Consider the following 19,327-nt stretch of genomic DNA (forward strand, 5'->3'; position numbering starts at 1 on the left):
TGGCGATGATCAGGACGCGGAACCGACCGACCGCTCCCGGAAGAGCTCGTAGGCGTCCTCGGGCTTGGCGTTGCCGTGCACCACGGCGCGGATCGCGGCCAGCATGGCGGCCGGGTGCTCGCTCTGGAAGATGTTGCGGCCCATGTCGACGCCGGCAGCACCCTCCTGCATCGCCCGGTACGCCATGGTCAGCGCGTCGAGCTCGGGCAGCTTCTTGCCACCGGCCACGATGATCGGCACCGGGCAGCTCGCGGTCACCGTCTCGAAGCCCTCGTTGACGTAGTACGTCTTGACGATGTGGGCGCCCATCTCCGCGCTGATCCGAGTGGCGAGGCGGAAGTAACGGGCGTCCCGGACCATGTCCTTGCCCACGGCGGTGACGCCCAGCACGGCGACCCCGTGCCGCTGACCGGCGTCCACCAGGGCGGCGAGGTTCGCCACCGACCGGGACTCGTGCTCGCCGCCGATGAACACCTGGATCGCCAGGGCCGCCGCGTTGAGCCGGACCGCGTCCTCGATGTCCAGGGCGATGTGCTCGTCGGAGAGGTCCCGCAGCACGCTCGGGCCGCCGCTGGCCCGCAGCACGATGCCGGCGCTGCTGTGCGACGGGATGCTGGTGCGCAGCGCGCCGCGGGTCATCATGATCGCGTCGGCGTCCGGCACGAGCGGGGCGATGTTGGTGTCGATCCGCTCCAGGCCGGCCATCGGCCCGAGGAAGTAGCCGTGGTCGAAGGCCAGCATCACCGTACGGCCGTTGTCGGGGCGGAAGATCCGGGACAGCCGGTTCTGCAGGCCCCAGTCCTGGGCGTGGGCTCCCTTGACATGGAAGCCGGCGGCCGTGGGGGTGGCCCCGCCGAAGTCGCGGGCGTCGAGCAGACCATCGGTGTCAGCCATGTGTGTTCTCTCCTGTGCTAGTTCCAGCGGTGGTCGCGGCCGCGGGTCGCGGCCGTCGACGGGGTCGGGTGGTCCCGCCGGGGTTGCGGAGCGTTCCGCCCCCGGCGAGGAAGAGGACGAACAGCACCAGGCCGCCCTTGAGCAGGTTCTGCGCGGCGGTGCTCCAGCCCACGAGGTTGACGAGGCCGTCGAGCAGGATGAAGAAGAGTGCGCTGCCCCAGATGCCGACCGGTACGGCCCGGCCGCCCGAGATCAGCGTGCCGCCGATGACGACGACGGCGACCGAGTCGAGCAGGTAACGGGTACCCAGGTCGGGTGACGGCGCGATGTAGGCGGCGAGCAGAGCGCCGGCCAGTCCGGCGAGGGCGCCGCTGGCCAGGTAGGTGACGGCGATGATCCGGGCGACGGGAATTCCGGCGCGTTCCGCGGCCGGCCGGCTCTGGCCGACCGCGAGCAGCGAGCGACCGTACGTGGTGCGGCGCAGCAGGACCACGACCAGCGCGGTCAGCGCGGCTACCGCGACGGCGAGCACGGGTACGCCCGCCGGGCGCAGGTTGAGCAGCCGGCGCAGCCCGTCGTCGGGCATTGCGGTGAAACCGTCGGCCAGCGACAACGTCAGCGACGAGGCGATCAGCCCGGCGGCCAGGGTGGCGATGATCGGCGGGACGGACAGCCCGAGGATCGCCACCACGCTGATGACCGCGATGGCCAGCCCGGTCCCGATGCCGGCCAGGATGCCGACCGGCACCGATCCGGTTGACGCGGTCACCTGGACCGCGACGAACCCGGCGAGCGAGATGATCGACGCGACCGACACGTCGATGTTGCCCGGCCCGGCGGTGATCACGAGCATCTGGCCCAGGCCGACGATGACCAGGTAGGGGGCCAGGGACAGCGCGAGCGACACGGTCTGCCCGCCGCCCTGGCTGGAGATCGCCAGGATGAGGACCCAGACCAGCGCGGCGGCGGCGAAGCCCCAGATCCAGGGGCGGGCGAGCGTACGGAGTGTCAACGGAGCACCTTTCCGACCACGACGCGGCCGGCGAGCACGGCCAGCACGATCACGCCCTGCACGGCCGACTGCATGTTCGACGGCACGTCGAGCAGGCTGAGGACGACACTGACCAGGCCGAGGGTGATGCCGCCGATGGCGACGCCCCACGGCACGGCGGTGCCGCCGGCGAAGGACCCGCCGCCGAGGATCACCGCGGCGACCGTGATCAGGGTGTAGCTGCCGGCGGACGACACGTCGCCGCCGCCGGTCTGCGACGCGAGCATCAGGCCGGAGAGCACGCCGAGCGCCCCGGCCACGGCGTACGCGGTGACCCGCGCGGCCAGCGGTCGCAGGCCGGCCCGCTGCAGCGCGACCGGGTTGCTGCCCAGCGCGCGGATCCGCACCCCGATGGAGCTGCGGGCGGACAGCAGCCAGACCAGTGCCGCGACGACGAGGATCGGCAGCAGCGGGGCGGGGAAGCCGGCCGGCTGCCAGGAGCCGAAGCTCGCCAGCCACTGCGGGGTGCTGCCGCCCGGGGTGGGCAGGACGAACAGCCCCAGCCCGAGCCAGACGAACGAGGCGCCGAGGGTGGCGATCAGCGACGGCACCCGGCGCAGGTGGATCAGCGCGCCGAGCACCGCGTATGCGGCGACGAGGCCGACCAGCAGCAGCGTGCCGGTGGCGGGGGAGGAGACCAGCTTCGTGGCGGTGACGACGGTGACCAGGCCGACGAAGTTGCCGATGCCGAGGTCGATGTCGCCCACGGCCATCAGCACCATCTGGGCCTGCGCCGCGATGACCAGGGGCACCGCGGTCGAGAGGACCAGCGCGAGACCGGGGACGGTCAGCACGTCGGACTGCAGCGACGAGCAGACCACGATCATGGCCACCAGGGCGATCGCGCTGACCATGGCGGGTCCGTTGCGGCGCAGCACGGCCCGTGACGGCAGCGCCGTCGTGACGAGATTCGTCATCGCTGTGCTCCTGTGGACTCGGATTCGGCGAAGGAGACGGCGATGATCCGTTCCTCGGAGATCTCCGCGCCGGTCAGCTCGGCGACGACCCGGCCGGCGCGCAGCACGTAGACCCGGTCGCAGTGCGCCATCTCGGCGTTCTCACTCGAGTACCAGACCACGCTGCGGCCGCCGGCCGCCTCCTGCCGGATGAGCGCGTAGAGATCGGTCTTGGTGTGCACGTCGACCCCGCGGAACGGGTCGTCGAGCAGGACCAGGTCGGCCGTGGAGGCGAACGCCCGGGCCACGATGACCTTCTGCTGGTTGCCACCGCTGAGTTCGGTCATGGCCGCGTCGGCGCCACCGCGGATGGCCAGCCGGTCCACCCAGTCGTGGACCGCGGCGTCCTCCGCACCGGCGCGGCGTACGCCGTACCGGGCCAGGCCGCGCATGGCGGTGACGATGAGGTTCTCCGCCACGGACCACAGCGGGAGTACGCCGGAACGCTGCCGGTCACCGGGCACGTAGGCGCGGGTGCCCGTGACCGTGGTGTCCCGCCGCACGGGCCGCCACAGCCGTTCGAGCACCTGCTGCTGGCCCTGCCCGGCGAGCCCGGCCAGCCCGACGACCTCGCCCCGACCCACCGTGATCGACACGTCGTGCAGGCCGTGGCCGGTGGCGCCGCGCAGTTCGGCGACGACGGGCCGCTCGCCGGCGGCCCGGGCGGGTCCGGGTGCGGCGGCTGGCTCCACCACCTCCGCGCCCATCAGGGCGAGCACGTCCCCTTCGCTGAGGCCGGCCGCGGGACGCTCGGCGACGACCGCGCCGTCGCGCATCACCGCGACCCGGTCGGCCACCGAGAGCACCTCACGGATCCGGTGCGAGATGAGCAGGACGGCCGTGCCCTGGGCGGTGAGCCGGCGGACGTACGCGTAGAGCGACCGGGCGGCGTCCGGGCCGAGGGACTCGGTCGGCTCGTCCAGGATCAGCAGTTCGAGCCGGTCGACGAGACTCGCCCGGACGATCTCCACCAGCTGCCGCTGGGCCAGCGACAGGTCCTCGACCCGGTCCCGCGGCGCCACCCCGTGTCCCGGGAACACCTCGTCCAGCCTGCGGGCCGCGGCCGTGCTGGCCGCCCGCCGCCAGCCCAGGCGGGGCAGGCAGTGCCGGGACGAGAGCCAGACGTTCTCCGCGACGGTGAGGTCCGGGCAGAGCGACGTTTCCTGGTAGGCCATCCGGACGCCGCGGAACGGGTCGGCACCCGGCGTGACGTCACGCGGCGCCTCCTGCCCGCCCACGGTGACGGTGCCCTCGTCGCACGCTTCCAGGCCGGCGAGAACGCGCATCAGCGTGCTCTTGCCGGCGCCGTTGTGGCCGACGAGGCCGAGCACCTCACCGGCGCGGACGTCGAGGTCCACGCCGGTGAGGGCCCGGGTGCGCCCGTACGTCCTGGTCACCCGCCGCGCGGTGACGACCGGCGGCGCCGCGGTGGGCTTCCGGCCGCCCTGCGGCGGGGCCGCGTGCGACCCCACCGGCAGGTTGTCGACGTGCATGATGCGCTCCTTGGTGGCGGTTCGGTCAGCCGGCGGCCGTCGGGATGGGCGGCTGCACCGGGGCGCCGCCGCTCTTCACGGCCTCGACCTGCTGGCGGAAGAGCTCCTGGGTCCACGGCCAGGCGGCGTACTCGTCGGGCTTGAGCACGCCGGCCCACGCGGCGACGTCCTTCTGCTCCACCAGCACGATCGGGAAGGTGATCTCCTTCGGGATGTCCTTGCCGTCGAGCAGGTCGATCGCCTCCCAGAGCGCGGCGACGGACTGGCCCGGGTCGGACATGACCGCGACCGAGCCGTTGTCGAGCTTGCTGTCCTGCCAGTACTTCAGCGCGCGGCCGTTGGTTTCGAAGGTGACCGCCGGGATCGGCTTGCCGGCCGTGGTGAAGGCCTGGGCGACGCCGTAGCCGTCACCGCAGCCGATGACCCCGTCGACCTTCGGCAGGCTGGGCAGCACGCCGAGCACGGCCTTCTGGGCCTTGGCACCGTCGCACATGCCGTTGACGGTCGCGGCGACCTTGACCTCCGGGTTCCTGGCCAGGATCTCCTGCGTGGTCCGGTACATCTCCTCCTCGGGCTGGGAGCCGACCACGCCCCGGCTGACGATGACCGAGCCCTTGCCGCCGATGCCCTGCACCAGCGGCTCGGCCGCGGCCGTCGCCCAGTCCTTGAAGCTGTTGAGCAGCACGTGGGCGCAGGGGGCGTCGATCGCCGAGTCGAAGACCACGACCTTGATGCCGGCGTCGCAGGCCTGCTGGATCACCGGCTTGAGCGCGGTCGGCGAGGCCGGGTCGATCAGCAGGGCGTCCGGCTTCTGCAGCAGCAGGCTCTTGATCTGGGCGACCTGCTCGGTGGCCGAGTTCTCGCCCGGGGCGTTGACGACCTTGAACTTGCCGATCAGCCCGTCGCTCTGCGCCTTATTGGCGGCGGCCTCGAACTTGGCGATCATCGTCTGCCGCCAGCCGTTGCCGATGAAGCCGTTGCTCAGCGCGATGAACGGCTTGTCGCCGTCCTTGGCGTTGCCGCCGCTCGCGCCGGAGCCGCAGCCGGTCGCGGTCACCGCGACGGCCGTGACGAGCGCGGCCACCACGGCGGTGCGCCGCCGCCGGGATGAGGGATGGGTACGCATGGTGGGGGCCTCCAGAGGGAGCGAAAACCCGCGGGGGCGGGAGTGGACGTGCTCAGTCGGCTGACCGCGCCTGGGGGCTGCCGGTGAGGTTCAGTCATTACAGACCTGTAGTGACAGGTTGGCCAGGGCTCGGCGACAAACGTGTCCTAGATCACAGTGATTGTGGTTACGGCCCTGTATTGATTCGATCGTTATGCCGGTAGCGCGTTGCGGATCCTGTCATGACAGGACTGCCCGGTCGTGGCATGCTGTATCCGGTCGATGGGGAAGGAAGTCCATGACGATGACGTACCGGCGGCTCACCCGGGACGGGAACGAGCCGCTGTGGATGCAGCTGATGCGCGAGCTGCGCGGCCAGATCGAGGCCGGCGAGATCGCCCCGGACCGGCCGTTGCCGTCCGAGGCGGAGCTGACCGACCTCTACGGCGTCTCCCGCACCGTTGTTCGGGAGGCACTGCGCGAACTCGTCCAGCAACGGATGATCTACAAGGTCAAGGGGCGGGGCGCCTTCGTCGCTCCCCGCAAGACCGAGCTGCGCTTCGTCGGCTCGGTGTCCGGCTCCGCCGACGACCTGCGGGAGTCCGGGCGTCGGGTCACCACCCACACCATCAGTCAGACCCTCGGCGACGCGGACCAACGCGAGGCCGACCTGCTACAGATCCCGGCGGGTGAGCCGGTCGTACGGATGCGCCGGCTCCGCAGCGTCGACGGCCAGCCCTGGCTGCTCGTCGACACCGCGCTGCCGGCCCGGCTGGTGCCCGGCCTGGAACGCGCCGTGCTCGAGAACCAGTCCCTGTACGACGTGCTGCGCCGCCGGTACGGGCTGGAACCGGTCGGCGCCGACCGCTGGATCGAAGCCGTCTTCCCCGAACCCGAGGACGCCTCGCTGCTCGAGGTCACCACCTCGACGCCCCTGCTCGGCATCGAGTCCGTGGCCTGGCTGCCGGATGGCACCCGGTTCGAGGCCTACTACGCGCTACACCGCAGCGACCAGACCCGCTTCTTCGTGGGCATCCGCTGACGGCCGGCGGTCGTGCTGGCTTGGGCGGCTTCGCGCTCGCCAGCACGACCCGCAACACGAGTTGCCCCGTGACGTGCCGCCCTCGACCGACTCACGTTCACGTCCGGCCGGTCGGGGTCGCGGCACGACCAGGCGAATCAGTCTTCGAAGCCCTTCTCGCGCAGGATCGTGTTGATCCGGGCGCGATGCGCCTTCTCCCAGGCATCGAGGGATTCGTCGGCCTCCTTGGCCACCTTCGCCTGAGCGGCGACGAGCACCTGCGCCTGACGAGCGCTCGGAGTGACCACAATGCCCTCTTCGTCGGCCACCACGATGTCGCCGGGACTCACGTTCACACCGCCGCACCGCACCTGGCAATTGAGCGGCTCAACGGCTGCCTTGGCCCCAGGGATGGGCATGACCCCCCTGGCGAAGACGGGAAAGCCCATCTCGCGCACCTCGGCGAGGTCACGAATCACCCCGTCCACCACGAATGCGGCGATCCCTCGACGTTGAGCGACGGCACATACGTTTCCGCCGGCGACCGCGTAGTCCACGTCACCCGCTTCGACGACGATGATCGAGCCAGGTTCCGCGCGATGGATCGCCGCGTGCAGCATGAGGTTGTCACCCGGAGGGCACCGCACGGTGAACGCCGGGCCAGCAACCCGCTGGATCGAGGGCCAGAGAGGGCGAATGTCGATATTCATGACCTGCTCGCGACCAAGAACGTCGGCGAGGGTGGTCGGGGAGAGGTTCCTGAAACCGGTGACGTCGTTCATGCCATTCCTCCATTCGCGCGTGGAACTGACCTGTCACAGCCGCTCCAAATCGCCCTCCATCAAGGATCAAACCCCGGCGGGTACGGCGACGGCCCGGGTGCGGATGCCCCAGCCGACGAGCCTCGGGTAGACCATCCCGGCGACCACGAAGATCGCGCCGACCGCCAGCCACCCCGGCCCGCCTCCGCCGATGACGAGCGCGGTCAACAGCGGTGGAGTCACCATGTTGCCGATCTGGCGGCCCGTGAGATAGGCACCCTGGTACTGACCCTGCGCCCATTCCGGTGCGAGACCGAAGATGACCGCCCAGGTGCCGGTCGACAGGAACAGTTCGCCGAGGACGTGCACGGCCGCCGCAACCAGCACCACCACGCAGCTGAGCCAGACCGGCAGGTCGGCGGTCAGGCCGAACAGGACACAGGAGCCGGCGACGACAAGTGCTCCGCGCCGGCCGACCCGGGCCCCGCTCGCGGGCCCGTCGGCGCCCCTGGTGGCCCACACCTGAAAGAGCACGCAACCCGTCGTGTTGATCAGCAGGGCCGCCGAAACCAGCCACAGCGGCGCGTGGGCGCGCAGCGCGAGCCAGAGCGGCAAGGCGAAGCTGAGCATCTCGTTGTAGAGGCTCGCGACCAGCCCGTCCACCAAAGCGAAGCTGAGGAACGGCCGGTCGCGCAGGGCGATCAGGCGCGGCTGGTCGCCCGGTCGTGTAGGGATCGGCGCCGCCGGGCGGACTCGGGTCAAGACCGCCGCGGCCAACAGGAAGGTGGCCGTGTTGCCCAGCAACATCGCCGTGTACGCGGCGCGGGTGTCCAGCAGCAATGGCAGGCTGCCGGCCAGCGCGCCCAGCCCGATGCCCGCATTGTTTGCCGAGCGCAGGTATGCCCGTAGCCGCAACCGCTGCTCGGGCGGAACGGCGGTGGCCACCATCGCGCCATTGGCGCTCTTCGCGCCCGCCTCGCACACCGCGATGACGCTGGCCAGCACGGTGAACGACCAGACACCGCGGACGGCGATCAGCCCGGCGTAGGCGACCGCGAGTAGCAGCAGCGTGCCGAGCATTACGCGCTTGGCGCCGTAGCGGTCGGCGACGTACCCCATCGGGGTGCTGAAGGCCATGCCGACCCCGGCGGCGACCGCCAAACCCAGCGCCACCTGCGCTGGGCTGAGCCCAACCGACCTTGTGAGGAACAGGGCGCTGGTCGTGAGGTAGGCGCCGTTGCCGAAGGTGTTCACGAAGTGCGCGAAGATCAGGATCCGGGCGTTGCCAGGGGGCGGAAGCACTCGGGCAGCTAGCAATACGTACGTACGGTTTGTAAAGGTCGTCGCTGTTCCTGCAGCTCTGTCAAGGCTGGCGGCTCAGTTCCTGGCTCGGTGTCGCCGCGTCGTCGACGCGATCTTGTATCTTGTCCACCGTGATGCGCCACGCCGCCGCTCGTCTTGCCGGTGCCTTCCACATGGGGGCGCGGGCGTAACGATCGACCCGCGTACCGGTCGTGACGCTGTTTGGGAGATGCCGATGGGGAAAGCCACTCGGAAGGACCAGGTCCTCGCCAGCCTCATCACGGTCGCCCTGTCCCTGCCGTGCTGCGCGGGCGTCGTCTTCGGTGGCCCCTGGCTGATAAACAGGTACCTTGGCCTGGATCCTCTCACCGAGGAGGAAGTCCGCAACGGCCGCGCATGTACCGCCACAGTCCTATCGATCAAGGACATGAACAGCACGATCAACCGCGCCGAGGTATTCGGATTTCGGCTCCAGGTCACCCCTGAGGACGGCATCGTCTACGAGGCGACCGTCAGTGAGCCCCTCAACGCGCTCCAAGCCGCCCAAGTGAAAGCAGACGGAACCCGATACCGGTGCATCATCGACCGTGACGACTCGTCCCGAGTCAAGGTGTTTTGGTCCGAGGCGACCTCGACGCCACACGGCTAGAGTTCCTTAAAGCCAGCCGGTCAAGGAGTTCGCCGCAGGCGGCTTCACAACCGCCGGACGCGCAGCACGCAGGTCAGCATCGGGAGGTCGAACTCGCCGTCCGCGGTCTCCGGCCTGCTCGCAAGGAAAGCGCGGATCCGCCCGACCGTGGCCTCGTGTTCCTGTTCCGGCATGACCAGCATGCCCGCCCTCGTGGCAAGTGTCGCAACGAGAGAGCCGGCGGTGCGGCGCTGCCCGTGCGGGAACTCGGCCTGCTCCGGCGAGCCGAACCGGGCAGCCCCGCCAATCTTGGGAAGGTGCATGTTGGCCGTCTCGGCCCGCCAGCTGGTGGGCGTGTCACGCGGGCCGATGACCGCGCTCCCGCTGACCCGCGCCAGCTCGGCAACCCAGTCGACCCGGTCGTCCATGACGTTCCACAGGCCGGCCAGGACGCCGCCGGGTGCCAGGACCCTGGCGATCTCGGGTCCCGCGACGGCCATGTCGAACCAGTGCATGGCATTGCCGGACAGCACGGCATCGACGGACGCGTCCGGCAGCGGTATCGCCTCGGCGCTACCCGACCGGGCAGGAATAGCCGGCAGTACGCGGCGCAGCTCGGCCAGCATCGCCGGGTCAGGCTCGACCGCCGTGACGTCGGCGCCCACCGCAACCAGTGTGGCGGTGAGCTTGCCGGTTCCGGCACCGAGGTCGAGCACCCGCAAGCCGGGCGCGGGCTCGAGCGCCCAGCGGACCGCGGCCTGCGCGTAGTCCGGGCGGTGCTCGGCGTACGCGGTCGCCACCGCGCCGAACGACGAGGCGTGAAAGAGCCGTTCGTCCTGTTCCACGTGACCACCCTATTACCGCAGGGCTTGACCGGCGCGGTCCCAGTTGTCGTGCAGTTCGTCCAGGTAGGCGCGGGTCGACGGGGCTGGGGTCGCGCCGCGGGCGAAGGCCTTCATGGTGGCCGGGCCGGCGTTGTAGCCGAGGGCGAGTAATTCGTCGCGGGTGTAGGGCGCCGGCCAGGTTCGCGGCAGCCGCGCAGCGAGGTCGTGCAGATACCAGGCAGCGGCCTGGATGGCCAACTCGGGGTCGTCAGGTAGCTCGGTCCAGTCCCGGTCGGCGAAGCCGTGGCCGCGTTTCGTGTCGTCGAAGGCGGCCCGGTGCATGTTGGCGATACCGAACGCGGCGTCTGGTTTCAACCTCTGCCACGCCCGTTCCAGCTCGGGGTCGTGCGGCTTGTACGACTCGTTGTACAGGATCGCCATGAGCAACTGCGGTCTGATGCCGGCGCGGCGGGCGTGGGCGGTGACCTGGGCGGCGTACTGGGCCGGGTCGTACCCGCGTTCGGGGCGGCTGGTCGCGGACGCCGTGGGGCCTTCGGACGGCTGCAAGGGGCTCGCCGCGGGCCGCCTGGGTGGATCGGGCGATGTGCAGCCTCCCGCTGCCAGAGCCACGGCAGCGAAGGCCGCCACCACCCTTGACCTCCGCATCGCGCCTCCACAGGTCGTGCCTCCGGATGCCGCCCGGACGATCTGATTGCTCGTCTCGCTACATTAGGGCGTCCAGAGGATCACGACGCGTCTTTGATCTCTGTTGTGATGTCGAGTCCGGCTGTGGCGGCGGGTCAGATCGGGGAGGAGTGCACCGGCTTGATCGTCGACGTGCTCGGCCCCCAGGCGGCCTTCACGGCCGGCGGGGCGCTGGCGGCCTGCGCCGGCCTGCTCGGATTGCTGACTCCGGCCCTCTGTAACACAGAGTTACCGGACCGGCACGACGAGGTTCCGCGTCGTTGACCACCGCAGGTTGCTTCGGCGGGCGATCAGGTGGGTGGGAAGTGCCAGCCGGGCGCGAAAGCGCGACGATCAGGGCTTGCGGGCGATGGCGCCGTACGCGTCGATCCCCTCCGCGTCGGGGGTGTCCGGGCGCCACAGCGGAATGGGAACCAGGCCGGGCTCCACCATCGTGAGCCCCGCGAAACAGGTGGCAAGCTCCTCCGGGCTGCGCAGGATGTACGGGACGCCACCGTTCTCCGCCAGCCGCTTCGCGCCGGCGACCACCGCCGGGCTGGTGTCGGTGCCGTCCCACAACACCAGGTGGCTGCCGGACGAGGTCGCATTCATCGTCCGCTGGACGATCGAGCGCACCAGGTCCAGGTCGGGCTCGTAACCCATCACCCCCATGAACATCACGGCGATCGGCTGGTCGAAGTCCAGCGTCCGCGCCGCCTCGGCCAGAATTCTCTCCGGGTCGTGGTAGTCGGCGGGCACGTACGTGGTGATGCCCTCGGAGGTCGTGCTGGTCAGCAGCGCCCGGGCGTGCACCAGGACCATCGGGTCGTTGTCCACGTAGACGATCCGTGACTCGGGCGCGACCCCCTGGGCGACCGCGTGAGTGTTCTGCATGCTGGGCAGGCCGGTGCCGATGTCCAGGAACTGCCGGATGCCCGCCTCGGCGGCCAGGAACCGCACGGCCCGCACCAGGAACCGGCGGGACTGCTGCGCCATGACGACGATCTCCGGGTAGACCTCGGCCACGGCATCACCGGCTGACCTGTCGGCCTTGAAGTTGTCCTTGCCGCCCATCCAGTAGTTCCAGATCCGCGCCGCGTGCGGCACGTCGGACTGGATCTCCGCGGCGAGTTCGACATTCGGGCCAGCCATGCCAGGCTCCTATCGAAGGGATCGTCGGACCGTGGGCCACCTCTGCGGTACGACCGGCATCGTACCCGCTTTTCGTCCACTGTCGACGATGCTGGTGAGTCGGGTCGGCCCGCCCGGGGCGCGGTGCCGCCGGCGCCCTGCCTGATCGGCGGGGGGATGGCGGGCGGGATTCGGAGCTGTGGCCAAGGACACGAGCGGCCGGCTTGCCGTGCGAGCTAGCTGATCATGTACCGTGACCTGCGTGAACACTGCGCTGTCGTTGGACCGGACCCCCCTCGCGGTCCGTGTCGTCGCCGCGCGTCGTATCTGCTGTTGTTGATGATCTGACCCCCGGCCCGCGCCTGTGGCTTCCGCGCCACGCTGCCCGCCCGCCGTCAACAACGTCTGATCCGCCCTCATTTGTGCTTTTCACTCACCGCGTCTCCGCGCTCGCGTGACGCAGGTTCCGTCTGCCTGGAGTAAGAACATGACTGCTCACCGGCCCTCGGCTGGCCTACCCTTCGCACGCCGGTTGCGCCCGCTCGGCGCGCTCGCCGTCACCGTCACCGCCGCGGTGCTGCTCGCCGCCTGCGGCTCGTCGACGAGCCCCGGGTCGACGGGCGCCGTCGACCCCGACGCGACGATCACGGTCGGTTCGCTGAACGAGCCGACGACGCTCAACACGGTCAAGGGCGGCAACACCGGCCACGCCCAGGTGCTGTTGCGCAACGTCGTCGAGGGGCTGACCGTGCTGACCGACGAGGGCAGCGTCGAGCCGCTGCTGGCCAAGTCGTGGGACGTGTCGCCGGACGCCACGGCGTACACGTTCCACCTGCAGTCCGGCGTGACGTTCTCCGACGGCACCCCGCTGAAGGCCGACGACGTGGTGGCCGCGCTCAAGCGGGTGACGTCCGACGAGTCGACCAGCGCCCGCAAGAAGAACCTCTCGATCATGCAGACGATCGAGGCACCGGACGAGGACACGGTCAAGGTCACCCTGTCGACGCCGTCGCAGTCGTTCCTGTTCTACCTCACCAGCACCGGCGCGGCCGTCACCAAGCCCGACGCCGGCAACCCGGACACGACGGTGATCGGCACCGGCCCGTACACCCTGAGCTCCTGGAAGCAGGGCGACTCCATCACGCTGACCCGCAACGACCAGTACTGGGGCACGAAGGCCGGCAACAAGCAGGTGGTGTACCGCTTCTTCACGGACGCCACCGCCGAGAACAACGCGCTGCTCGCCGGTCAGCTCGACCTGGTGACCCAGGTGACCTCGCCGGACGTGCTCACCCAGTTCGACAACCGGCCCGAGTTCACCATCGTGGAAGGCACGTCGACGACCAAGGAGTTGTTCAACTTCAACGACGCCATCGCCCCGTTCGACAACCCGGACGTGCGCCACGCCATTCGGCAGGCCATCGACCGCAAGGCGCTGCTGACGGCGGTGTGGGCCGACCGGGGCCAGGTCATCGGCTCGATGGTGCCGCCCACCGACCCCTGGTACGAGGACCTGACCAGCATCGACGACCACAACGTCGCCGGCGCCAAGCAGCTGCTGGCTCAGGCCGGGTACGCGAACGGGCTGTCCTTCACCGTCGACTACGTGCCGTCGGACGCGATGAACATCATCGCGCAGGGGCTGAAGAGCCAGCTCGCCCAGGCCGGTATCACCATCACGCTCAACCCGGTCGACGACGCGACCTGGACCGACAAGGTCTACAAGAACCACAACTTCCAGGCCACGATCATGGACCACGTCAACCAGCGCGACCTGGTCTGGTACGGCGACCCGAACTTCTACTGGCAGTACGACAACCCGCAGGTGCAGCAGTGGGTCAAGGACTCTGAGACCGCCGCGACGCCCGAGGAGCAGACCGCCCTGCTGAAGAAGGTGGCCCGGCAGATCTCCGAGGACGCGGCGAGCGCCTGGTTGTTCCTCGACCCCGCCATCAAGGTCGCCAGCACCTCGGTCAGCGGGTACCAGAAGAACAACACCACGGACAGCTTCTATGTCGCGCCGATCACCAAACGCTAGGCGATACCCGATGCTCGGCTACCTCGTTCGGCGGGGCGGCTGGCTGATCGGTTCGCTGTTCGTCGCGGGCTCGGGGGTGTTCTTCCTGCTCCGCGTCCTACCGGGTGACCCGGCCGTCACGCTGTTGGCGGTCGGGTCCTCCCCGGACCAGATCGGCGCGATCCGACACCAGCTCGGCACCGACCGGCCGGTACTGACGCAGTACGGCCACTGGCTGGGCGACCTGGTGACCGGGAACCTCGGGAACAGCCTGTTCACCCAGACGCCGGTGCTCGATCAGATCGCCGGCCGGCTCCCGGTCACCGTACCGCTGGCGCTGAGCGCGTTCGTGCTGTCCATCGTCGTGGCCGTACCGATCGGGGTGTTCGCGGCGGTACGGCGGCGGGGTCTGCTCGGGCTGGCGGTGTCGGCGCTGACGCAGCTGGGGATCGCGCTGCCCATCTTCTGGATCGGGATCGTGGTGGTCTGGCTGGTCGCGGTCCAGTGGCGGGCGCTGCCGCCGGGCGGGTTTCCCCGCGCCGGCTGGCAGGAGCCGGGGGCCGCGGTCCAGTCGCTGGTCCTGCCGGTGGTCACGCTGACGATCGCGCAGGCGTCGGTGCTGGTGCGCTACGTACGCTCGGCGACGCTCGACGTGCTGAGCCAGGAGTACGTGCGCACCGCCCGCTCCCTCGGGTACAGCCTGCCGCGGGCGCTGTGGCGGCACGGACCACGCAACGGCGCGGCGGCCGTGGTCCAGATTCTGGGCATCCTGCTGGCCAGCTCACTGCTGGGCACCGTGGTCATCGAGAGCGTCTTCGCCCTGCCCGGCCTGGGCTCGCTGCTGTTGACCAGCGTGAAGGCCCGCGATCTGCCGATCGTGCAGGGCACGGTCTTCCTCATGACGGCGACCGTGCTGGTCATGGGGCTCGTCGTGGACGTCGTACAGCGGCTGGTCGACCCCAGACTGCGAGCGCGGGCATGAGCACACCGATGGTCGAGACGGCCGAAACGGTCGAGGCGGCCGGCACGGTCAAGGCATCCGGCACCCGGCGACGCCCAGGCTGGCGCTCGCCCTCGCTCGTGGTCGGCGCGGCGCTGCTGCTGACGGTCCTCGCCCTGGCACTGGTGTCGCTGCTCTGGTCCCCGTACGCGCTGGACCACACCGACCCGGCAGCCCGCCTGACGGGCCCGTCCGCACGGCACTGGGCGGGCACCGACCGCCTGGGCCGTGACCAGTTCACCCAGCTGATGCTCGGTGCGCGCACCGCGGTGTGGATCGGGCTGGCGTCGGTCGCGGTGGCGTTCGTCATCGGCGTCCCGCTGGGCCTGCTCGCGGCGGCAGCCGGCCGGTTCGTCGAGAACGCCGTCATCGCGGTGATCGACATCGTGATCGCCTTCCCGACCCTGTTGCTGGCGATGCTGCTGGTCACCGTGTACGGCCCGTCGACCGCGGTGGCGATCAGCGCGATCGGGATCGGCGTCTCCGCCGAAGTCGCCCGACTGACCCGGATCTCGGCAAGTCGGGTGTTCACCCAGGACTACGTGCTCGCGGCGCGTACCTGCGGCACCGGACCACTGATGATCCTGGTCCGGCACGTCCTGCCCAACATCTGGCCCACCCTGCTCGTGCAGGCCACCCTCGCCTTCGGTGTCGCCGTCATCGCCGAGGCGTCGCTGTCGTACCTGGGGCTCGGCACACCGCCGCCCGCGCCGTCCTGGGGCCGCATGCTCCAGGAGGCGCAGTCGACGATGAGCGTGGCCCCGTGGAACGTCCTGCTGCCCGGCATCGCCGTCGCCGTCACGGTCGTCGGGGTCAACCTGCTCGGTGACGGCCTGCGGGAAGTCCTCGACCCGCAGCTACGCCAGGAAAGGCGGGCAGCTGACCGATGACCATCCTGGAGACCAGCGGACTGACCATCACGCTCGGCGGGCAACCGCTCGTTCACGACGTCTCGTTCGGCCTCGCCGCCCGCGACCGGATCGGCCTCATCGGCGAATCCGGCTCCGGCAAATCCCTCACCGCACTGGCGCTGCTGGGACTGCTACCGCCGAGCATGCGTACGAGCGGCCGCATCCTCATCGACGGCGAGGACCACCTCGGCGCGCCGGACCGGCAGTGGCGGCGGGTACGCGGCCGCACCGTCAGCATCGTGTTCCAGGAGCCCCTGACCGCCCTGGACCCGCTGATGCCGGTCGGTCGCCAGATCGCCGGCCCGCTGCGACTGCACCAGGGCCTCAACCGCAGCGACGCCGAGCGCCGCGCGATCGAGTGGTGCGACCGGGTGCACCTGCCGGACCCGGCCCGACTCGTACGGGCGCTGCCGCACGAGCTCTCCGGCGGCCAACGACAGCGGGTGGCCCTGGCGATGGCTCTCGCGTGCCGGCCTCGGATCCTCATCGCCGACGAGCCGACGACCGCGCTGGACGTGACCGTACAGGCGCAGATCCTCACCCTGCTCGACGAGCTGATCGAGGAGACCGGCGTGGGGCTGCTGTTCATCAGCCACGACCTTCCGGTCGTCGCCGGAGTGGCCCGCCAGCTCCTGGTCATGCGCGACGGCCGGTTGGTCGAATCCGGTCCGGTCGAGGACGTGCTGCGCCGGCCCCGCTCCGGCTACGCCCGGCAACTCGTCGCAAGCGCCGCAACAGTGACCCGGCTGGCCCGCCCCGGCAGGCGGGGGGAGGACCGATGAGCGATCCGATTCTCAGCGGGCACCAGCTCACCCGACGGTTCCCGGGCCGCGCCCACCCGGCGCTCGACGGGGTGGACGTCACCGTACGGCCGGGGACCAGCCTCGGCATCGTCGGCGAGTCAGGCGCCGGGAAGTCGACCCTGCTGCGGCTGCTGCTCGGCGTGGACCGCCCCACCTCCGGCGAGATCCGCTTCGCCGGTCAGCCCCTCGACCGGCTCCGACAGCGCGAGTTCCGCCGGCAGGTCCAGGTCGTCTTCCAGGACCCCCGGTCGTCGCTGAACCCCCGCATGCCCGTCGCGTCGATCGTCGCCGAGCCACTGCGCTCCCTGCACATCGGCGCGGACCGGGCGGCCCGCGCCGAGCGCGTCGCCGAGGTGCTCACCGCGGTGGGGCTGCGCCCGGAAGATGGGCGGCGCTACCCGCACGAGTTCTCCGGCGGCCAGCGCCAGCGCATCGCCATCGCGCGGGCGCTCGCGCCGGCCCCGCGGATCCTGCTCGCCGACGAGCCCGTAAGCGCCCTCGACGTCTCGGTCCGGCTGCAGATCATCGACCTGCTGAAAGATCTCGTCGACCGGCTCGGGCTCACGCTGGTGCTGGTCTCGCACGACCTGGCGATCGTCAGCCAGCTGTGCCCGGAGGTGCTCGTCATGCGCCACGGCCGCGTCGTCGAACGCGGCCCGACCGCGGACGTGCTGACCAGCCCCGCCGACGCGTACACCCGTGCCCTGCTGGCGGCGATCCCGCAACTGCCGCTCGACCTGATGGAGCAACTGTGACCTTTGTTGATCAATGGCGGACCTGGCACGCCGCGCGCGAGGCGGCCGTCTCGGCGCCGGGCGGGGACCTCACCCTGACCGGCACGCACTGGCTGACGGGGCCCACCCGGATCGACGGGATACCCGGCACCTGGTGGACCGACGGAACCGACGTACGGGTGTCCGACGCCGACGGCCTGCTCGTCGACGGCGTACCGACCGTCGAGGGCCTGCTTCGCCCCGACCAGCGGCTCATGGTGGGCGACGTCGAGCTGAAGATCATCCAGCGCGGCGGCGACCTGGCGATACGGACGTACGACCCGCACGCGCCGGCGGTACGCCGGTTCGCCGGCATCGACGCGTACGCCCCCGACCCCGCCTGGGTGGTGACCGCCGAGTACACCCCGGCCGAGGCCGACCAGACGCTGCGCACCGAGCACAGCCACTCCGACCGGCTGCTGGACTACCCGGTCGTCGGCACGTTCACCTTCACCGTCGACGGCCAGCACGCCGAGTTGGTCGCGCTGTACACCGGCCACGAGGGTAAAGCGCACATCTCCTTCCGGGACGCCACCAGCGGACGGGAGAGCTACGGCGCGGCCCGGTTCCTGTTCCTGCCCCTGCCGGCCGCGGCGGGCCCGGTGACGCTGGACTTCAACCGGGTCACCCTGCCACCGTGTGCGTTCTCCGACGCCTTCGTCTGCCCGCTGCCGCCCCCGGGGAACGTGCTGCCGTTCGCCGTCCGGGCCGGCGAGAAGGCGGTGCTCGAACAGCCAGCCGGGTAGGCCGACGAACCAGTTGCTGATGGAATCGCGCACATCGGACTGGCGGGGCGAGGCCCATGCGGTGGTTCCGCTTCAACGTCTGACGATCTCCTAGCGGGTGCTTGGGTCTCAGGTGACCGTGGCGGCGGTGAGGAAGAACGTGACTGCGTATGTGAACCGGTGCGCAACGACGGCGTCGTCGAACTGCTCTTCGAACGGACGAGCTTCGGCCGGGTCGAGTGCGCCGCGTTGAGCAGCTGTGGCAGCCCAGCTGCGGAGGCCGAGAACGTTGTCGACCGCGGTCGGATTCCGGACCAGCAGCGTTCGAGGTTCGATGGCGACGTCGACCAGGCCGTGTGCGGCGAGAAGGCCGGCATGTTGATGCGCCAGGGTGCCGTTGCGGAGGAGGACATCAGCCCGGAACCTCAGCACGCGTCGAGCCAAGTTTTGGTCGGCGATGTCGAGTACCTGGGTGTCCTAGTCGGGGTCTGCGAGGACGATGCGGCCACCCGGCCGGACAACCCTGATGAGTTCCTTGATCGCGGCGTGGGGATCGGCGAGGTGTTGCAAGGTGCGATTGCGGCGGCGTTGCTGCCTTCGACAGCAACGCTGACAGACAATCGTGCTGGGCGGCGAGAGTTCGCATGGAGGGGCACGGACGGTAATGCGGCCAGGCGGCGTGGTGCCAACCGATTGGTGGGCTGCCGCCGGGTCGGGGCTGCCATGCTGCGCCTCGGCCGGCGAGGGCGGTGGCTCGGGGGCCAGGAGGTCTGGGTAGTTTCCTGTTATGACTGATGACACCCTCCGCTCGGTGGAGATCGAGCGCACCAGCGTCGGGCAGTACATCGTGCGGAACGTCCGCGGCGGATCGTTGCCGATGGGCTCGGGTCAGGATGGCAGCTTCACGCCCGTGGAGCTGCTGCTGGCCGCCATCGGTGGCTGCACGGCGATCGATGTGGACCACATCACCAGCCGCCGTGCCGAGCCGACCCGGTTCTCCGTCGAGGTCACTGGCGACAAGATCCGGGACGAGGCCGGGGGAAATCGGATGCAGAACCTCAGGGTCGAGTTCACCGTGACGTTCCCGGCGGGCGCGGACGGTGACAGCGCGCGGGAGGCGCTGCCCCGGTCGCTGCAGCAGTCGCACGACCGCCTCTGCACCGTCTCTCGTACCGTCGAACTTGGCACTCCCGTCTCGATCGTCGATGCTGCTGGTTCCACCGGAGACTGAGTGCTCCGGGTTCGCCG

Annotated in this window: 22 protein-coding genes; 10 read left to right on the forward strand and 12 right to left on the reverse strand. The window is 70.4% G+C overall.

The window, feature by feature from the left end; genetic code table 11:
- Positions 1-9: 9 nt before the first annotated feature.
- Genes lsrF through AB0C02_RS24130 form a run of 5 tightly spaced genes read right to left on the reverse strand, consistent with a single transcriptional unit; the run spans position 10 to position 5,520 of the window.
- Positions 10-894 carry a 3-hydroxy-5-phosphonooxypentane-2,4-dione thiolase gene (lsrF, locus tag AB0C02_RS24110; protein ID WP_357551057.1) on the reverse strand — a complete coding sequence of 295 codons (885 nt, stop codon included), beginning with the start codon at positions 892-894 and terminating at the stop codon, positions 10-12.
- The gene (locus AB0C02_RS24115) at positions 887-1,906 is read right to left on the reverse strand and encodes an ABC transporter permease (RefSeq protein ID WP_357551058.1); all 1,020 of its coding nucleotides are present in this window, start codon (positions 1,904-1,906) and stop codon (positions 887-889) included. Before AB0C02_RS24115 ends, lsrF begins: the two co-directional genes overlap by 8 nt.
- Positions 1,903-2,862 carry an ABC transporter permease gene (locus AB0C02_RS24120; RefSeq protein ID WP_357551059.1) on the reverse strand — a complete coding sequence of 320 codons (960 nt, stop codon included), beginning with the start codon at positions 2,860-2,862 and terminating at the stop codon, positions 1,903-1,905. Before AB0C02_RS24120 ends, AB0C02_RS24115 begins: the two co-directional genes overlap by 4 nt.
- On the reverse strand, positions 2,859-4,394 hold the full coding sequence (locus AB0C02_RS24125) for a sugar ABC transporter ATP-binding protein (RefSeq protein ID WP_357551060.1): 1,536 nt from the start codon (positions 4,392-4,394) through the stop codon (positions 2,859-2,861). The genes AB0C02_RS24120 and AB0C02_RS24125 overlap by 4 nt, the downstream gene beginning before the upstream one ends.
- A gap of 25 nt (positions 4,395-4,419) precedes the next feature.
- Positions 4,420-5,520: an ABC transporter substrate-binding protein gene (locus AB0C02_RS24130; RefSeq protein WP_357551061.1), complete on the reverse strand. Its 1,101-nt coding sequence runs from the start codon at positions 5,518-5,520 to the stop codon at positions 4,420-4,422.
- Between the two features lie 277 nt (positions 5,521-5,797).
- On the opposite strand from AB0C02_RS24130, the gene AB0C02_RS24135 reads away from it, so the two are divergent.
- Positions 5,798-6,541: a GntR family transcriptional regulator gene (locus AB0C02_RS24135; RefSeq protein ID WP_357551062.1), complete on the forward strand. Its 744-nt coding sequence runs from the start codon at positions 5,798-5,800 to the stop codon at positions 6,539-6,541.
- A gap of 137 nt (positions 6,542-6,678) precedes the next feature.
- Here AB0C02_RS24135 and AB0C02_RS24140 read toward each other — a convergent pair whose 3' ends face one another.
- Positions 6,679-7,302: an RraA family protein gene (locus tag AB0C02_RS24140; protein WP_357551063.1), complete on the reverse strand. Its 624-nt coding sequence runs from the start codon at positions 7,300-7,302 to the stop codon at positions 6,679-6,681.
- 66 nt (positions 7,303-7,368) lie between these two features.
- Entirely contained in the window at positions 7,369-8,583 is a 1,215-nt protein-coding gene (locus AB0C02_RS24145) for an MFS transporter (protein WP_357551064.1), read from the reverse strand.
- A gap of 235 nt (positions 8,584-8,818) precedes the next feature.
- Here AB0C02_RS24145 and AB0C02_RS24150 point away from each other — a divergent pair, with 235 nt between their 5' ends.
- Positions 8,819-9,232, forward strand: a complete 414-nt coding sequence (locus tag AB0C02_RS24150) for a hypothetical protein (protein ID WP_357551065.1) — start codon at positions 8,819-8,821, stop codon at positions 9,230-9,232.
- Positions 9,233-9,276: 44 nt separating this feature from the next.
- Here AB0C02_RS24150 and AB0C02_RS24155 read toward each other — a convergent pair whose 3' ends face one another.
- Both AB0C02_RS24155 and AB0C02_RS24160 read right to left on the reverse strand, forming a co-directional pair.
- Positions 9,277-10,056: a class I SAM-dependent methyltransferase gene (locus AB0C02_RS24155; protein WP_357551066.1), complete on the reverse strand. Its 780-nt coding sequence runs from the start codon at positions 10,054-10,056 to the stop codon at positions 9,277-9,279.
- Positions 10,057-10,068: 12 nt separating this feature from the next.
- Positions 10,069-10,602: a transglycosylase SLT domain-containing protein gene (locus AB0C02_RS24160; protein WP_357551067.1), complete on the reverse strand. Its 534-nt coding sequence runs from the start codon at positions 10,600-10,602 to the stop codon at positions 10,069-10,071.
- Positions 10,603-10,860: 258 nt separating this feature from the next.
- Between AB0C02_RS24160 and AB0C02_RS24165 the strand changes: the two genes are divergently transcribed.
- Entirely contained in the window at positions 10,861-11,004 is a 144-nt protein-coding gene (locus AB0C02_RS24165) for a hypothetical protein (RefSeq protein ID WP_357551068.1), read from the forward strand.
- 69 nt (positions 11,005-11,073) lie between these two features.
- Here AB0C02_RS24165 and AB0C02_RS24170 read toward each other — a convergent pair whose 3' ends face one another.
- Positions 11,074-11,871 (reverse strand): SAM-dependent methyltransferase, encoded by a 798-nt coding sequence (locus AB0C02_RS24170; protein WP_357551069.1) that lies wholly within the window; start codon positions 11,869-11,871, stop codon positions 11,074-11,076.
- A 466-nt stretch (positions 11,872-12,337) separates the two neighbouring features.
- Between AB0C02_RS24170 and AB0C02_RS24175 the strand changes: the two genes are divergently transcribed.
- From AB0C02_RS24175 to AB0C02_RS24200, 6 genes are read left to right on the forward strand one after another with little or no spacing between them, the layout of a single operon-like run.
- Positions 12,338-13,888 (forward strand): ABC transporter substrate-binding protein, encoded by a 1,551-nt coding sequence (locus tag AB0C02_RS24175; protein ID WP_357551070.1) that lies wholly within the window; start codon positions 12,338-12,340, stop codon positions 13,886-13,888.
- A 10-nt stretch (positions 13,889-13,898) separates the two neighbouring features.
- Positions 13,899-14,849 (forward strand): ABC transporter permease, encoded by a 951-nt coding sequence (locus AB0C02_RS24180; RefSeq protein ID WP_357551071.1) that lies wholly within the window; start codon positions 13,899-13,901, stop codon positions 14,847-14,849.
- Positions 14,846-15,757, forward strand: coding sequence for an ABC transporter permease (locus AB0C02_RS24185; protein ID WP_357551072.1), 912 nt, complete (start codon positions 14,846-14,848; stop codon positions 15,755-15,757). The genes AB0C02_RS24180 and AB0C02_RS24185 overlap by 4 nt, the downstream gene beginning before the upstream one ends.
- Positions 15,754-16,560, forward strand: coding sequence for an ABC transporter ATP-binding protein (locus tag AB0C02_RS24190; RefSeq protein WP_357551073.1), 807 nt, complete (start codon positions 15,754-15,756; stop codon positions 16,558-16,560). The genes AB0C02_RS24185 and AB0C02_RS24190 overlap by 4 nt, the downstream gene beginning before the upstream one ends.
- Positions 16,557-17,336 carry an ATP-binding cassette domain-containing protein gene (locus AB0C02_RS24195; protein WP_357551074.1) on the forward strand — a complete coding sequence of 260 codons (780 nt, stop codon included), beginning with the start codon at positions 16,557-16,559 and terminating at the stop codon, positions 17,334-17,336. Before AB0C02_RS24190 ends, AB0C02_RS24195 begins: the two co-directional genes overlap by 4 nt.
- On the forward strand, positions 17,333-18,100 hold the full coding sequence (locus AB0C02_RS24200; protein ID WP_357551075.1) for a DUF1684 domain-containing protein: 768 nt from the start codon (positions 17,333-17,335) through the stop codon (positions 18,098-18,100). Before AB0C02_RS24195 ends, AB0C02_RS24200 begins: the two co-directional genes overlap by 4 nt.
- Before the next feature lie 108 nt (positions 18,101-18,208).
- Here AB0C02_RS24200 and AB0C02_RS24205 read toward each other — a convergent pair whose 3' ends face one another.
- Together AB0C02_RS24205 and AB0C02_RS24210 are read right to left on the reverse strand one after the other, a co-directional pair.
- A complete protein-coding gene (locus AB0C02_RS24205) occupies positions 18,209-18,511 on the reverse strand; it encodes a hypothetical protein (protein WP_357551076.1) in 303 nt (100 codons plus the stop codon).
- 45 nt (positions 18,512-18,556) lie between these two features.
- On the reverse strand, positions 18,557-18,925 hold the full coding sequence (locus AB0C02_RS24210; protein WP_357551077.1) for a methyltransferase domain-containing protein: 369 nt from the start codon (positions 18,923-18,925) through the stop codon (positions 18,557-18,559).
- Between AB0C02_RS24210 and AB0C02_RS24215 the strand changes: the two genes are divergently transcribed.
- Positions 18,891-19,310: an OsmC family protein gene (locus AB0C02_RS24215; protein WP_357551078.1), complete on the forward strand. Its 420-nt coding sequence runs from the start codon at positions 18,891-18,893 to the stop codon at positions 19,308-19,310. The genes AB0C02_RS24210 and AB0C02_RS24215 overlap by 35 nt on opposite strands.
- The last annotated feature ends 17 nt before the right edge of the window (positions 19,311-19,327 follow it).

Source organism: Micromonospora sp. NPDC048999, assembly GCF_040649295.1.
Taxonomy (GTDB): Bacteria; Actinomycetota; Actinomycetes; order Mycobacteriales; family Micromonosporaceae; genus Micromonospora.